Origin of the sequence: Stenotrophomonas sp. S39, from assembly GCF_016624665.1 — a bacterium.
GTDB lineage: Bacteria > Pseudomonadota > Gammaproteobacteria > Xanthomonadales > Xanthomonadaceae > Stenotrophomonas.
Window position 1 is genome coordinate 1 of the sequence record NZ_JACVTT010000051.1, and the last position, 13918, is coordinate 13918.

13 protein-coding genes are annotated in these 13918 nt (G+C 64.4%); 4 read left to right on the top strand and 9 right to left on the bottom strand.

Annotated features, from left to right (window positions below):
* Positions 1 to 132: 132 nt before the first annotated feature.
* Positions 133 to 915, bottom strand: a complete 783-nt coding sequence (locus tag IAE41_RS13755; protein ID WP_079221759.1) for a helix-turn-helix transcriptional regulator — start codon at positions 913 to 915, stop codon at positions 133 to 135.
* Between the two features lie 124 nt (positions 916 to 1039).
* A protein-coding gene (gene prfB / locus IAE41_RS13760) for a peptide chain release factor 2 (protein WP_108746618.1) occupies positions 1040 to 2165 on the bottom strand; the annotation gives its coding sequence in 2 pieces (ribosomal slippage) (positions 1040 to 2089 and positions 2091 to 2165; 1125 coding nt in all).
* Between the two features lie 180 nt (positions 2166 to 2345).
* Here prfB and IAE41_RS13765 point away from each other — a divergent pair.
* Positions 2346 to 3086 (top strand): M48 family metallopeptidase, encoded by a 741-nt coding sequence (locus IAE41_RS13765; protein WP_200733493.1) that lies wholly within the window; start codon positions 2346 to 2348, stop codon positions 3084 to 3086.
* A 35-nt stretch (positions 3087 to 3121) separates the two neighbouring features.
* On the opposite strand, the gene IAE41_RS13770 is transcribed toward IAE41_RS13765, so the two are convergent.
* Positions 3122 to 4024, bottom strand: a complete 903-nt coding sequence (locus IAE41_RS13770; protein WP_200733494.1) for a LytTR family DNA-binding domain-containing protein — start codon at positions 4022 to 4024, stop codon at positions 3122 to 3124.
* A gap of 135 nt (positions 4025 to 4159) precedes the next feature.
* Here IAE41_RS13770 and IAE41_RS13775 point away from each other — a divergent pair, with 135 nt between their 5' ends.
* The 3 genes from IAE41_RS13775 (at position 4160) to imm45 (ending at position 6896) form a co-directional block, all read left to right on the top strand.
* A complete protein-coding gene (locus tag IAE41_RS13775) occupies positions 4160 to 5365 on the top strand; it encodes an acyltransferase family protein (protein ID WP_200733495.1) in 1206 nt (401 codons plus the stop codon).
* A gap of 191 nt (positions 5366 to 5556) precedes the next feature.
* Positions 5557 to 6537 carry a phosphatase PAP2 family protein gene (locus IAE41_RS13780; RefSeq protein ID WP_200733496.1) on the top strand — a complete coding sequence of 327 codons (981 nt, stop codon included), beginning with the start codon at positions 5557 to 5559 and terminating at the stop codon, positions 6535 to 6537.
* Positions 6534 to 6896 (top strand): Imm45 family immunity protein, encoded by a 363-nt coding sequence (imm45, locus tag IAE41_RS13785; RefSeq protein WP_200733497.1) that lies wholly within the window; start codon positions 6534 to 6536, stop codon positions 6894 to 6896. The genes IAE41_RS13780 and imm45 overlap by 4 nt, the downstream gene beginning before the upstream one ends.
* Before the next feature lie 61 nt (positions 6897 to 6957).
* Here imm45 and IAE41_RS13790 read toward each other — a convergent pair whose 3' ends face one another.
* The 6 genes from IAE41_RS13790 to IAE41_RS13815 all read right to left on the bottom strand — a co-directional run bounded on the left by IAE41_RS13790 (position 6958) and on the right by IAE41_RS13815 (position 13871).
* Positions 6958 to 9867 (bottom strand): VIT domain-containing protein, encoded by a 2910-nt coding sequence (locus tag IAE41_RS13790; protein ID WP_200733498.1) that lies wholly within the window; start codon positions 9865 to 9867, stop codon positions 6958 to 6960.
* A gap of 182 nt (positions 9868 to 10049) precedes the next feature.
* Positions 10050 to 10637: an SUKH-4 family immunity protein gene (locus IAE41_RS13795; protein ID WP_200733499.1), complete on the bottom strand. Its 588-nt coding sequence runs from the start codon at positions 10635 to 10637 to the stop codon at positions 10050 to 10052.
* Positions 10638 to 10734: 97 nt separating this feature from the next.
* Positions 10735 to 11379, bottom strand: coding sequence for a hypothetical protein (locus IAE41_RS13800; protein ID WP_200733500.1), 645 nt, complete (start codon positions 11377 to 11379; stop codon positions 10735 to 10737).
* Between the two features lie 150 nt (positions 11380 to 11529).
* Positions 11530 to 12138 (bottom strand): pentapeptide repeat-containing protein, encoded by a 609-nt coding sequence (locus tag IAE41_RS13805; RefSeq protein ID WP_200733501.1) that lies wholly within the window; start codon positions 12136 to 12138, stop codon positions 11530 to 11532.
* Positions 12139 to 12377: 239 nt separating this feature from the next.
* On the bottom strand, positions 12378 to 13073 hold the full coding sequence (locus tag IAE41_RS13810; protein WP_200733502.1) for a hypothetical protein: 696 nt from the start codon (positions 13071 to 13073) through the stop codon (positions 12378 to 12380).
* Between the two features lie 147 nt (positions 13074 to 13220).
* Positions 13221 to 13871, bottom strand: coding sequence for an SMI1/KNR4 family protein (locus tag IAE41_RS13815; protein ID WP_200733503.1), 651 nt, complete (start codon positions 13869 to 13871; stop codon positions 13221 to 13223).
* Between the last annotated feature and the right edge of the window lie 47 nt (positions 13872 to 13918).

Below are 13918 nucleotides of genomic sequence, written 5' to 3' on the forward strand. Positions count from 1 at the left end.
GCCCCCATGGACGGGTTTACGGCGTGTCCTGCAAGCCCACACCGCCCCGCCATCCCACGGAATGCCGCTCTTGATCTTGCTTCGGCTTCGGCTTCTGCAGGTGCAGGGCTGCAAGCCCTGCCGAACACCCACCTACTTCCGCGGCAGGTAGGTCACCAGCGAAAGGTCATGCCGGCTCTCCGGCACCAGCGCCACGTACTGCAGATCCAGCAGGCCGCGTGTGGGATGCATCAGCTTCTTCGCGCCCTCGTCAAAACGACGGACGTCGTGCTCCGGCCACCACAGGCGGAACGTCTCGCTCTGCGCCGAGATGTCCTCGGCCAGCGCCAGGAACGGCGCCTTGTCCGGCGCCTGCGCCATGGCCGCGCGGAACCCGGCCAGCAGGCCGCGGCTCATCTCTTCCCAGTTGAGGATGCGCTCGCGGTAGGGGGCATACAGGAACATCAGCCACAGCGTGTTGCGCTGGTTCGGCGGGAACTGGCTGTAATCCACGAACAGATCGGCGATGGCCGCGTTCCAGGCCAGGATGTCGAACCGCGTGTTGCGTACATAGGCCGGAAGCGGCTGCATCGCCTCCACCAGCTGGCGCAGGCCGTCGGTCACGCTCTCGTCCGGCGACTCCAGCGGGACACCGTAACCGGACAGCGCAAAGGCATAGGCGCGTTCGTCATCACTCAGGCGCAGCACCTTGGCCAGGCGCTCCAGCACCTCCGGCGAGGCGCGCACTTCGCGGCCCTGCTCGATCCAGGTGTACCAGCTGACGCTGACCCCGATGGCCAGCGCCACTTCCTCGCGCTTCAGCCCGGGGGTGCGCCGGCGCCCGGCCGGCAGGCCGAGCGTGGCGGGATCGACACGGGCACGGCAGGCTTTCAGGAAGCCGCCAAGTTCCTTGCGTTCACTCTCGCTGCGCATCATCGCTACCGCCGCACTGGTTATCTGCTAGCCCGCGAAAAGCAGCCAAGCATGGCTTGGCTCTACAGAAAGCCGATTCAGCCGCCCTCCGTTGCGGAAGGCGGTGACCTCCACGCAGGCGCGTGGATCAGGCATCAATGCGCTTGGAACCCACCGCCAGGCCGGCCTTCAGGCTGGCCTCGACGAACTCGTCCAGATCGCCGTCGAGCACCTTCTGCGTATCCGAACGCTCGATGCCGGTGCGCAGATCCTTGATACGGCTCTGGTCGAGCACGTAGTTGCGGATCTGGCTGCCCCAGCCGATGTCGGACTTGGTCGCTTCCACGGCGTCCTTTTCGGCGTTGCGCTTCTGGATCTCCAGCTCGTACAGCTTGGCGGCCAGCATCTTCATCGCGTTGTCGCGGTTCTGGTGCTGGCTGCGGCCGGTCTGGCAGGCCACGACGATGTTGGTCGGGATGTGGGTGATACGCACCGCCGACTCGGTCTTGTTCACGTGCTGGCCACCGGCACCGGACGAGCGGTACACGTCGGTACGCAGGTCGGCCGGGTTGATGGTGATATCGATGTTGTCATCGATTTCCGGCGACACGAACACCGAGGTGAAGCTGGTATGGCGGCGGTTGTCCGAGTCGAACGGCGACTTGCGCACCAGGCGGTGCACGCCGGTCTCGGTCTTCAGCCAGCCATAGGCGTAATCACCTTCCACGCGCAGCGTGGCGGACTTGATGCCGGCGACGTCGCCACCCGACACTTCCATCAGCTCGGTCTTCCAGCCGCGCGACTCGCACCAGCGCAGGTACATGCGCAGCAGGATTTCCGCCCAATCCTGGGCTTCGGTGCCACCGGCACCGGCCTGGATGTCGACGAAGGCCGCCGCATTGTCCATTTCGCCGGAGAACATGCGCTGGAACTCCAGCTTCTCCACGTGGGCCTGGTGCTTGTCCAGATCGGCAACCACGGCCAGGGCGGTATCTTCGTCCTGTTCGGATTCAGCCAGTTCCAGCAGTTCGGTCGCGTCGGTCAGGCCGTCCAGCACCGAGGCGATGCCGCCCACGGTCTTTTCCAGGCTGGAGCGTTCACGGCCCAGGTTCTGGGCGTATTCGGCGTTGTTCCAGACGTCGGGGCTTTCCAGCTCCCGCGTTACTTCTTCAAGACGCTCTTTCTTGGCGTCGTAGTCAAAGATACCCCCTGAGCGACACCACACGATCGGTCAGATCGGTGATGCGCTGGCGGACAGGATTCAATTCGATCATGTCGGCGGTTATGCACTAAATAGATGACTGCCAATGATACCGCAGGCGCCGGGCCTCCGGCGAGGCAGGCCGGGGGCTGGGGCCAGCACTGGACATCCCGCCACACGATCCCGGTAGACTTCCCCACCACCGCGGGAACAGGGGCCACGCGGGCCATCCCAACCAAGGAGCACCATTTCAATGACGATCATCCGTTCCACCCTGTGCCTGGCCGCCTGCCTGCTGGCCGCCAATGCCTCGGCCATCGACCTGAAGGGCCTGTCCAGCACCGGCCTGAAGGCCGGCAAGGCCCTGACCCTGTCCGACGCGGAAGTCTCGGCGGCCGCCGACCAGGCCTGCACCTACATGGACAAGGAAAACCAGGTGGTGTCCGGCAACGATCCGTATGCCCAGCGCCTGGCCAAGATCACCCAGGGCCTGGCCAACGAAGACGGGCTGAACCTCAACTTCAAGGTCTACCGCACCGCCGACGTCAACGCCTGGGCGATGGCCAACGGCTGCGTGCGCGTGTACACCGGCCTGATGGACATGGCCAGCGACGACGAAGTGCGTGGCGTGATCGGCCACGAAATTGGCCATGTGAAGCTCGGTCACAGCAAGACCAAGATGCGCACTGCCCTGCTCGCCTCGGCCGGCCGTGAAGGCCTGGCGGCCTCCGGCAACGGCAACCTGACCCAGCTCAGCCAGGGCCAGCTCGGTGAACTGGCCGAAGGCTTCATCAACGCGCAGTTCTCGCAGAAGGAAGAGAGCGCGGCCGATGAGTACGGCTACCAGTTCATGAAGCGCCACAGCTACGATCCGGCGGCCTTGGCCAGCATGTTCCGCAAGCTGTCCAGCGACGGCGGCCTGATGTCCTCGCACCCGGGCTCGGAAGCCCGTGCCGCGCGTATCGACGCGATGATCAAGAAAGACAAGAAGTAATGCCCCTGCGCGGGCGGGCCGACCGGTCCGCCCGCTCAGCCCCCCGCCAAGGCCTGCCGCAGCAACGGCAACTGTCGCCTGCTGCATGGCACTTTGACGCCATCAGCCATGTGCAGCAGGGCTTCCCCGCCGTCCAGCGGCTCGATCGAGCGCAGCTGGCCCCGGTGGATCAACCAGCTGCGGTGCGGGCGCAGGAACTCCGCCGGGTCCAGGCGCTGCTCCAGCGCCGCCATGGTGATCCGCAACGGGTAGTCGTGACCGCGCACCCGCAGGTTCACGTAGTTCCCGGCCGCCTGGGCGTATTCCACATCGCCGGTGGCCACCAGGAACTCCTTGCCCAGCTTGCGCACCAGGAAATGCTGCGGACGCTCGACCGGCTCCACCGGCGGGCCTTCATCGGGCGGGGCCAGCAGGTGGGCCTCGCCCTGCCGCTGGCGGCCGAACCAGGCCACCGCGTGCACCGCAATCACCAGCAGGCTGTAAGTCTGCACGTCCTTGAAGAACTCGTAGAACCACTGCGCCGGCCAGGCGCCGTAGGTGTAGTGCTGGCCGACCAGGGCGAAGGCCACCTTGCGCAGCAGCACCATGGCACTGACGTGCAGCAGCCACCAGGCGATGCCGCCCATCACATAGAAACCGATCCGGCGCCGCCAGGTGTCGGCATGCAGCGGCCAGCGGCGCGCGGCCGCATGCAGCAACGCCAGCAGGCCCAGGCTGGCCAGCGCACTGCTGAACTCCTCAATCGAGGTCGCCGCCGCCGGAAAGGGCTGGCCGTCACGCAACGCCCGCATCCACTGCGCCAGCACGTTGCCCGCCGCGGTGCCTAGGAACAGCAGTGACCAGAACGCGGCGACAAGCCGCGACCGCTGCGGCCGCGCTGCAACAGGGGCGGTCGAGGCCGCCGGATCTCCATTTTCCATGCCGCCATTGTTGCCCATCCGGCCGCGGGCGCATCCGCCATTGGTCCCAGCATCCCCACCACTGGCCCCTGCGTGCCCGCCACTGCGCCCCATCCGCTGGCAGCCCGGCGCTGGCAGGCGGAGGGTGCAGCTTCCTCCTGAAGGCCGCCCCCCATGCACCGTCGCCATGACCTGGACACCCTGCGCGTCGCCGCCTTCGGGCTGCTGATCCTCTACCACGTCGCCATGGCCTACGTGGCCGGCTGGGATTTCCATCTCAAGAGCGCCTACACCGCCGAGTGGCTGCAATGGCCGATGATCGCGATGAACCGATGGCGCATGCCCCTGCTCTTCGCCATCAGCGGCATCGCACTGGGCCTCTCCCTGCCCGACCGGGGGCGGCTGCGCCACACCCTGCGTCGCTGTTGGCGCCTGCAGTTGCCCCTGCTGTTCGGCATCGTCGCCGTCGTCTCCCTGCAGGCGTACTGCGAAGCGCTGGACAAGGGCGACGTGGCGCCGGGGCTGGCCCGGTTCCTCTGGCGCTACTGGCAGTTCCGGCCCTGGCCGGGCGCGCACTTCACTGGCGCCGAATACGGCTTCACCTGGAACCACCTCTGGTACCTGGCCTACCTGCTGCCCTACACCGTCCTGGCCGTGGCGCTGGCCAGCCTGCTGAGACCGCTGCGCGAGGCGCTGCCACGCTGGCAGCCGAGTGACCGCCTGCTGGGCAGCCTGCTGCTGGTGCTGCCGGTCGCCTGGCTGGGCTGGGCGCTGATGGTGCTGATGCCACGCTGGCCGCCCACCCACGCTCTATTGAACGACGTCTACGTGCACGCCGAATCGCTGCCCCTGTTCCTCGGCGGCTTCCTCGCGGCACGCTGGCAACGCGGCTGGCATCTGCTGGTGCGCGGGCGCCGCCTGACCCTCGGCCTGGCCTTGCTGGGGCTGTGCCTGGAACTGGGCATCCGTGCACTGGCCCGGCTGCCGCATGTGGGCGACCTCGACACCTGGGTGCTGGCACTGCCGTGGGCCCAGACCGAGCGCATCGGCCGCGCCCTGTATACGTGGTGCATGCTGCTGGCCCTGTTCGGCTGGGCGCGGGTGCTGCTGTCCCGCCCCTGGCCCGGCCTGGACTACTGCCGGGAGGCTGTTTTCATCTGGTACATCCTGCACCAGACCGTGCTGATCGTACTCCTGTATGCGTTGCGGCCGCTGCAGCTGGGTCCGTGGCTGGAACCTGCGCTGCTTGTGGCCGGCACCGTCAGCGGTTGCCTGCTCATCCACGAGCTGCTGATCCGCCGCGTACGCTGGCTGCGCCCCCTGTTCGGCCTGCGTGCCGGATCGTCAGCGCTGCCCATGGCACGCGTTGCGCCGGTGTAGTGCCGAGTCCACACTCGGCTGCTCTGGCCATGAGCCGAGCATCGGCTCGGCTCTACATAAATCGCCAGCGCTGCCGGTACCCCGCGTTGCGCCGCTGTGGTGCCGAGTCCACACTCGGCTGCTCTGGCCGTGAGCCGAGCATCGGCTCGGCTCTACCTGGCCTGACTACCCACGGACGATGAGGACAACGGATGTTCCAGACGCAATGGCACCTGTGGTTGCAGCACACCTTCGACAGCACCTGGGTGCTGTCGCTGATGCAGTTCATCAGCCTGCTGGGCTACGAGATGGCCTATACCGCGCTGATCCTGGTGTGCGCCTTCGGGGCACGCCTGCGCGCCGGCCTGTGCGTGATGCTGGCGGTACTGCTGATGGCCTGCGCCACGCATGCGATCAAGCAGAGCGCCGCCCTTCCCCGCCCTACCGATGTGGATGCAGCAGTACTCGACAAGGGCGAGCCATCGCATCCATTCGTGGTGGATGGCGGAGGCCACACCTTCTGGGCACTGCCGGACGCGCAGGCCACCGCAATGCTGCGGGCACAGCCCGACGCCGACTACGGCTTCAACAGCGGCCATGTCGGCGTGGCGACGGCCGCCTGCGTGGGCCTGCTGCTGGCCTTCGGCATCCGCCGTCGCTGGCTGCGATGGACACTGGCGCTGGGCTGGCCACTGCTGATGGCACTCTCGCGCATGTACCTGGGCCGGCACTTCCTGGCCGACGTACTGGCCGGCTGGTTGATCGGCCTCGGCGTGGCCGTGCTGGCCTGGCAGTTGATGCCAGGGTTGCACGGGAATCGGCGCTGGCAGCTGCCGGTACTGCTGGGCCTCGGCGCAACCCTGGCCTGGGCCTCGCTGTGGACACCGCTCGTGCCGCTGGACGAAGCCGCGCGCCTGCTGGCGCTTGGCCTGCTGGTGGCGTGGCTGCAGTGGCGCGGCTGGCCAGCCGATCCGCGCGGCATCGTGCAACGGGTGCTGCGCGTGCTGGGCGTTGTGCTGGTCTACCTGCTGGCGCGGCCCATCATCGAGTGGCTCGCGCAGAGGATTCCGTTGCCGGATGCACCGATCACCGAGTTTCTGTGGCATACCGTCGGCACGCTGCTGATCCTCGGTGGCGGCGTTGCGCTGGCACGGTGGATTCCGCGGCAGCCGCAGCCCGGAGCATCACGATGACCGCGTCCCCTCGCCCCCTGATCCAGCTCACCGACGATGTACTGAGCCATGGAACCGTCTTCCGCTTTCCAGCGGTCTGGCCTTATGAGGCGATGGTCGACCTCATCCTGTTCGACAACCCTGATGAGGCACGACCCCATGGGCTGATGGTCAGCACGGGACAGAAAGCCGGACTCATCCTGGTCCTGCTCCCGCCGGAATCCGCGCATCCGCACCTGCGCGGCGTGCGTACCGAATGGCTCGTCGCGCAATGGGCGCATTGGATATACCCGGAGTGCCCGGTCGAGCAGGTCCAGGTCCTCCGCCGCTATCCCGCGCCGGTTCCGCACGCACCCGCGATGCCGGACGGCACCCGGTAGATCCACGCCCTGCGCGGATCGACCGTTCCTACCCCGTGCGACAGCCACGCGTGGCGTGGCGCTACCGCACCTCGAACTCGCCCACCAGCACGGTCTCGGCACGGTCCTTCAGCCGCAGGGTGACTGCCTGGTCTTTCTGCTGCGGCGTACCCCAGTGGGTGGTCAGGCGCAGCATCAGGGTGGTGGCGCCGGTCACCAGCTGCTGGCGGCTGCCGAAGTAGTTGGCCTCCACCTTGTACTTGCCCGGCTTGGCATCGCGCAGCGAGAACTGCTCGGGACCATAGCCGCCGGTGAAGTCCTGCGACATCTGCCCGCCCTGGTAGGTCAGGCGGTTGCCGTAGTAGGCGCGCTCGCCGTTGGGGTCGGTCACCCACAGGTCCATGTCACTGTTGTCGGCATCCCAGGCCAGCACCACGCGCAGGTCCAGCGGCATCGCCTGCAGCAGGCGCGGGTCAATGTTGCGGGTATCGAGCCTGGGCGTATTGCGTGCAACCAGGTTGGTCAGCTCATCCAGCGCGATCAGCGCGATGCCATCGAAGCGGCTGTCCCACGGCCGCACCACCACCTGGTACAGCGGCCCCAGCGCCTGCTGCGGCTTGCCGGCCGCCGCCAGCGCGAGGCCCAGATCACGGAAGCTCTGCGGCTCATCCTGCCCCATCGCCAGCACCTGCTCGAAGACCGGCACGGCCAGTGCCGGCGCGTCAGCCTGCAGCAAGCGGTAGCCGAGTACGCGCAGCAGATGGCGGTTGTCCAGGTCCATCTCGGCCAGGTTCGAAAGCACCCGCAGGGCCAGCTCACGCTGGTTCTGCTGCAGCAGCAGGTCTGCCACGTCCAGGAAGAACGCGCTACTGTCGGCATGCGCGCCGCGCTCGGCCAGGTAGCGGTCGTACAGCTGGGCGGGCGGTCCCTGCCGCAGGCGGCGGGCCACCGGCGAGTCCGGCTGCCACGCTGCCAACTGGATGCCGAGCTGGCCGCCGTTGGCGGGCGACGGTGCAGCCTCGGCAGCCGATGCACTCGCACCGGTCGCATCCAGTGATGCGGCCTCTGACGACGGGGCCTGCCGGCGCGCACGCGCGGCCTCCATCCGCGACTCGGCAGCCATCATCGGCGCGGGCGGCGGCGGTGCCGCGGGTGCTGGCGCGGCAAGCAGCCCCATCGGCGCACTGGCCGCTGCATCGTTGGTCAGGATCTCCTTGGCTGCAGACGGCGGCGCCTGCTTCGGCCAGCTGCGGTTCCACCACTGCTGGCGCTCCTTCCACTGCGCGGCAACCTTGTCGAGGCGGCGGCGATCCTCGGCCGCACGATCGGCGACCTGGCGGGCATATCCACGGTCATAGTCGGCGCGCAGCGCGCCGGCGGGGCGGATCGCATAGCGCAGATAGTCCTGCAGCGTCTCCAGAACGATCAGCGACGTGTCCGGCCCGACCATCCCGAACTGCTGGGACAGACGGTGCATCGCCTCGCGGTTGCTGCGCGCGTCCACCGCCAACTGCTGCAGGCGCGCCTGCGCCCACAGCCCGGCCAGCAGATCACCTTCATCACTGCGGCGGGTGGGCGGCAGCGCCTGCCACTCACCACCGGCAACCCGCACGCGCATCGGCACGCCGTCGGCGGCGAGGCGCGCATGCACCCACAGCCAGCCCTGCGCTTCACTGCGGCGATCGATCACCACATCCTGCACACCACGCCCGGCGTCGATCTGGATGTCCAGCGGTGCGGACAGCAGTTCGCGGGCGGCGGCATCCACGTCCGTACCCACGGGCACGAAACGCCCACCATGCGCCTCGCTCCAACCCCGCAGGCGGGTGCTGTCGGTGCGGGCGCCAGCGCTGCTGATTGCGAACAGGCGCTGGCCCGCAGCCAGAGCCGGCAGCGTCTCCGGCCCGTAGGTCAGCAGGCCGTCGCTGAGCAGCAGATATTCCTTTACGGTCGGCTGCGGCTGCCATCCGGCCAGCGCACTGGCGCCATCCGGGCGAACCGCCTGCAGTGCCGCGCGCAGCGCACTCCAGTTGCCACCCTGGATACGGAAGCGACGCACCGGCTCGGCGCGGTCGCGCAGCACGGTCAGCGCGACCGTGCCACTGCCCATTGCAGCGAAGTACCGATCCAGCAATGCGAACTCGCGGGTGCGGTCGCGCTGTCCGGACGATCCCGAACCGTCCCACAGCAGGCCAACCTCGCCTGGCACGGTGCGCGGCGCGCGGCTCACCGGCACCGGCAACTGCGCCAGCAGGTAGTGGCCCTCCTCCCACTTCGCCACCTGCACGTCTGCCCGGCGTGCTGCGGGCAGGTTCCATTGAAGCTGCGCCGGCAACTGTGCCCCCTTGCCCCGCCACTGCAACCGGCCCGCGTCGATGCGGAACGGGGCGGTTCCTGCAGTGACCTCACCCGGCGCCTGCAGATTCAGCTCAACCGAGGCGGCGCTTGCCGCGAACTGCAACGGCAGCGTCCACCGCCAGCCTTGGTTGGAGAAGGCCAGCGGCTCACGCAGCACGAGCTGCACGCGACGACTGCCACCCGCCGGCAGCGGATAGATGCGCAGGCGGAACTGGTTGCCGGCCGTCTGCTCCAGCAGACCCGGGTCAACACCGCGACGGGCGATTTCCTCGAAGACCTGGCGGCCACGATCCTTGGGTACGGGCACCGCATCGCGCAGCTCGCCATTGATGTCCAATGCAAAGCCGCTGATCTGCTGGCCGTCGGCCAACGGGAACTGCAGCTCGCCTTCCATCGCGCGCCGGTTCGGATTGTGGAACTGCAGGGTAATGCGGGTCTGGGCGATGCCGGCGTGGACCTCACCCTCGATGCTGGCCTGGCGCAGCTCAATGGCCTGTTCGGCACCCGCAACCTGCAGCAGGGGGGCTGGAGCAAGCGGCCGAACGGCCGGGCGAGACTGTGCGTAGGCAGACCCGGCCAGGGTGCCGAGCAACAGGGCCAGCACGCAGAGGGCGCGGCGGAGGACGAGGGGCATTGGACGGCTCCAGCGGGAGGATGGATGGTTCAACGCCTGGGTGGGGGGAATGGGGTTGCTGGGGAGGCAGCGGGCGCGCATGTCCCGTTCCAGGACCGCCGCCTGCCTTGACCTGATTCAGAATCGCCTCCCGTCCAGTCATCCTTGCAGCGCCATGCGACGCCCCCCTGCGTCGCGCAACATCAGATCTGGCCGTCTTCCAGCTGCTCCAGCACAACAGACCACCACGCGCCTTCCACGAGTGCAGCAGGGTCAAGCGTGGTCCATTCCGCCGCCATCGTGCTGATTGCAACATCACGATTGAACCGTTGCTCTGTTGGACGCGCCTGGAACTCACCTCGCCTGAAAGCCTCAAGCCTGGCCTGCATCTCTGACTGGGAGTAGACAACGGGACCGGAATTACCTGACCTGGCCTGCTCCTGAAATGCCTCATACAACGACAGAAACCCGAGGAAGCTGGACAAGCGACTATTGACGAACTGATGCATTCCATCACCCGCCGCAATCACCTTCCCGCCTGGTGACAGGCAGAGTAGAAGCTGCCCTCCCCATGGCTCGCGCGCGACGACGAGAAGCTCCTCCCCATCGAATTCAAGGCTCTGCGGCGCCTCGAACTGCACAAGGGGCACTTCGCCCGGCAGCCTTGAAGGCAACCCGAGGCGCAACATCAGCTCGCTGGACAAAGGATCAAGACCAAAGCCGCTCAGTACTTTGGCACTTACCTCCAGAGAACCCGCATCGTAAATGCGAGGGTAGGAATTTCCAGTCACATCCAGACCTCACAGGCAGGATAGCGCTGTCCGATAGATGGATGAACCATGCGTCGGAGAAAGCTCTCGATTCGATCATCAGTCAGATGGGCAGTCATCATCTACCCGCAGCTTCCCGCAATTCGTCGACCACTTCAGTGAAGAACGCCAAGATGGGCTGAGGCAGGGAGAGCATCCTTCCCACGGTGACTCCGTCATCACAATCGATGCGAAGCTCGCTTCCATTCATTGCCAGGGAGGTGACCCGGGCTTGGTATCGAGGGCTCGGGATGACGACATGAAGCGCTTCGTCTTTACGAACAATGCGCAGCGACCTGGGAGCAACCCCTTCGAACACGCGGGTGATGTAGCACGTTCTTATCAGACCGTTCTCGCAGGCCACATCAATCTTGTCATCAGCAGCGCCTGCTCTCAGGCCCGACTTCTGCGACAACGCGGAGACAAGTCCGAGCATCAGATGGTCGAAGACACTCATTGCAGATACGAGATAGTCGACAGACCTGTCCTTGACGACCGACGTCACTTTCAGTGCTCCAACCAACTGGTCGACCATTACATCTTCGACAGGAGCCAGGGCGCGATCTCCTCCTGGATTCTGATCGACAAAGAAGCTTGAACTGGTGCACATATAGTAGAGCGCAGGGACAGCTCCCAGGCGGATCTCTTCCCATCGAGGATCATATGAGAATACAGATGCACTTGGATAAATCACCCTCTGCACGCGCTTTCCGACAAGGTCCATGCTCGATCTACTTCCTGCCTGTTTGCACCCGCATCCGATAAATCGATCGCACCTTGGCTCACTCACTCAGATTCGGCCGCTCAGCGCGCATCCTACTAGTGTAGCGTCCAACACCTTGCGATACCTGAGAGCATGAACCCCCAGATCAGATCATGCAATAACAACCCCCTCTGTAACGCACGCCAAGAACTGATCATGGATGTTACAACCAGAGAATTTACTCTTCGCTACAGATCCAGACAGCACCTTGACGCCAGTGAAGTCAAACCGCTCAAATACACAGCTTATGAAATGGACGTTTGACAAATTCGCCTCAAGAAACGTGCAGTCAACGAACCTGCAGTCCGTAGCAAATGATCTGGAGAGATTGGCGTTCGAGAAGTCACAGCCAGTGAACTCACCACCCAGCCGCGCGCCATTGAGCCTGGCCCCAACAAAGCTGCATGAAAGGAATTTTCTTCTCACGAAAACATTGCGCATGTCTATTCGATCAAACCTGCACTCCGTTGCTTCGGACTCGTTAACGCTGGCGCCGTCCTTGAAAATGGCATCAGACAGATCAACCCTTTCAATACCCAGATACCGAACAGGCGTGGCGAGCGTGATACCCCGGTAGTCCTCAAGGCCTTCATCACCATGCCCGAATGGAGATCCGGGCATTGCCGCCATCTTCATCGACCTGGTCGCATCACAAAGACGGCCTTCTATCAGCTGCAACTGCCCTGCTTGCCATCTTGCACGCGCCTCTTTGGCCTTCATTGATCATATCCGCTGGGACGAAGTGCTCCCGCTCCTGTTGCCGGGGTGCTGGACATCCGGCAGCGCCTGGAGCGTGATGCGCCCAAGTTTGTTGGCACCGACGGTGGTGCGTCGGCCCGGCGGGTGCAAGCTCTCAACTGGTCGCTCGCAGATTCACGCCCAAAGAACAAAAACATACACAGAATCATTTGGAAGCACCCCATCCAACCTTGCGCGCAATGCCTGCAAAGCGAAGCAAATCATCGCTTGAGAATACCCGCATCCTCAATGCGCGCCAACTCATCCATCTTTAAATCGAAGTTCCTATCCCCAGGAAACGGGACCGTAAAAACACCTTCCGGGCAATTGAAATCCTGAAGCCTCAGCAAGTTGATTCTCCAGAAGCTTCGGGGCGACAATTCCAATTCATCCCAATGAGCAGACTCCCTCCAGGACAGGGATACGGGAATATGAATTTCCGGATTCCACCTGAGCTTGGAAAGCGGAATACCTACAACCTCACTATCGCGCGCGGAAAGCTCCGAAAAATCAATCGCCAGCTTCACATTTGCCATCTCAGCCTTCGACCATTCGAGAAGAGCATCGCTCACATCACCATGACTTGGCGGCTTGCACCACAGGGCCGCTGCCTTTTTACCGCCTCGGATAATTACATCCTGGAGAACCGTTGCAGAAGAGACGAGCATTGCATCTGGCGCACGGACATCGTCAAAGAGAACATGGCGCATACGCACACCATGTGCTACTGAAAAGGTGCTGTCAGTCGAGCACGAGATGAACTTGCAGTTTTCAACCTCCACACCTCCGGTGAATGGACTGCAAGGCCCGAACAGCAATCTCTCGAAGCGCCTCTTCGAGTAGCTCACTCCGACGAGCGATCGCAAGCCATTCTCACACGGACCAGCCAGCGCGTACTGACGTTCGACGTCACCCATTGCAAAATCTCCAATCACCCCATTTGTATCATAGGCCATCGCTGTCGAGGACGATGACTGGGCCTCACTCTGCGCGCCGGACCGTACAAATCGAATGTCGCAGCAGCCTTCGTGCGCGTGTGGACGTTGCGGGCGCACACCCGACCACTAGCGCCCAAAGAACAGCCCGTCATACTGCCCCCTCATCGATGCATCGAGAAACTCATCGAATGTATCGGCGAGCGTAGTAACACTCTCGAACTCAGGTTCAATGCCATGCACAACCACCCCAGAAGTTCTTCCTAGCCCGACGAACTGATAGTCACCATCGACCACCATCAGTATTGGCAGGTGCTCCGCCCAGAATCTTCGAATATCTCCGCTACCACCATCATCCGTTGCAGCGTCGAGGCTCATCGTCTCAAACTCATTCCAGGAGAACGCACTATCCGACACGCCGGTGAACTCCTCAATTGAAACAAACCACCTTGATTCACTCTCATTCGCGAGTGACCTGAAGCTCAAGAGAAACTCCACATAGGACGCCAGGACGTTGGAATTCACCAACCCATCGAGAATTTCGAGCGATCCACGATCATCACCCCTCCCAACGAAACTCCAGCCCTTTCCCACAAGGAAGCTCATGAAATTCGAATGCAGAATCCTCATATCAATCCATACCGTGCGTAGATCATTTTTCCTGTCCGAATCTTTGGAAGAAGCGCCGTGAGAACATCTCACATGAAGCACCTCGCGCGAAGCCTGGCAGGCACCCTTGCGCATCCATATGACCAGATCGAAATCGTCAGCGCCAACCATATGGCCCGCGCACCTCGTCGTAGCGCGAGTCGCCCATGCCACCGCCC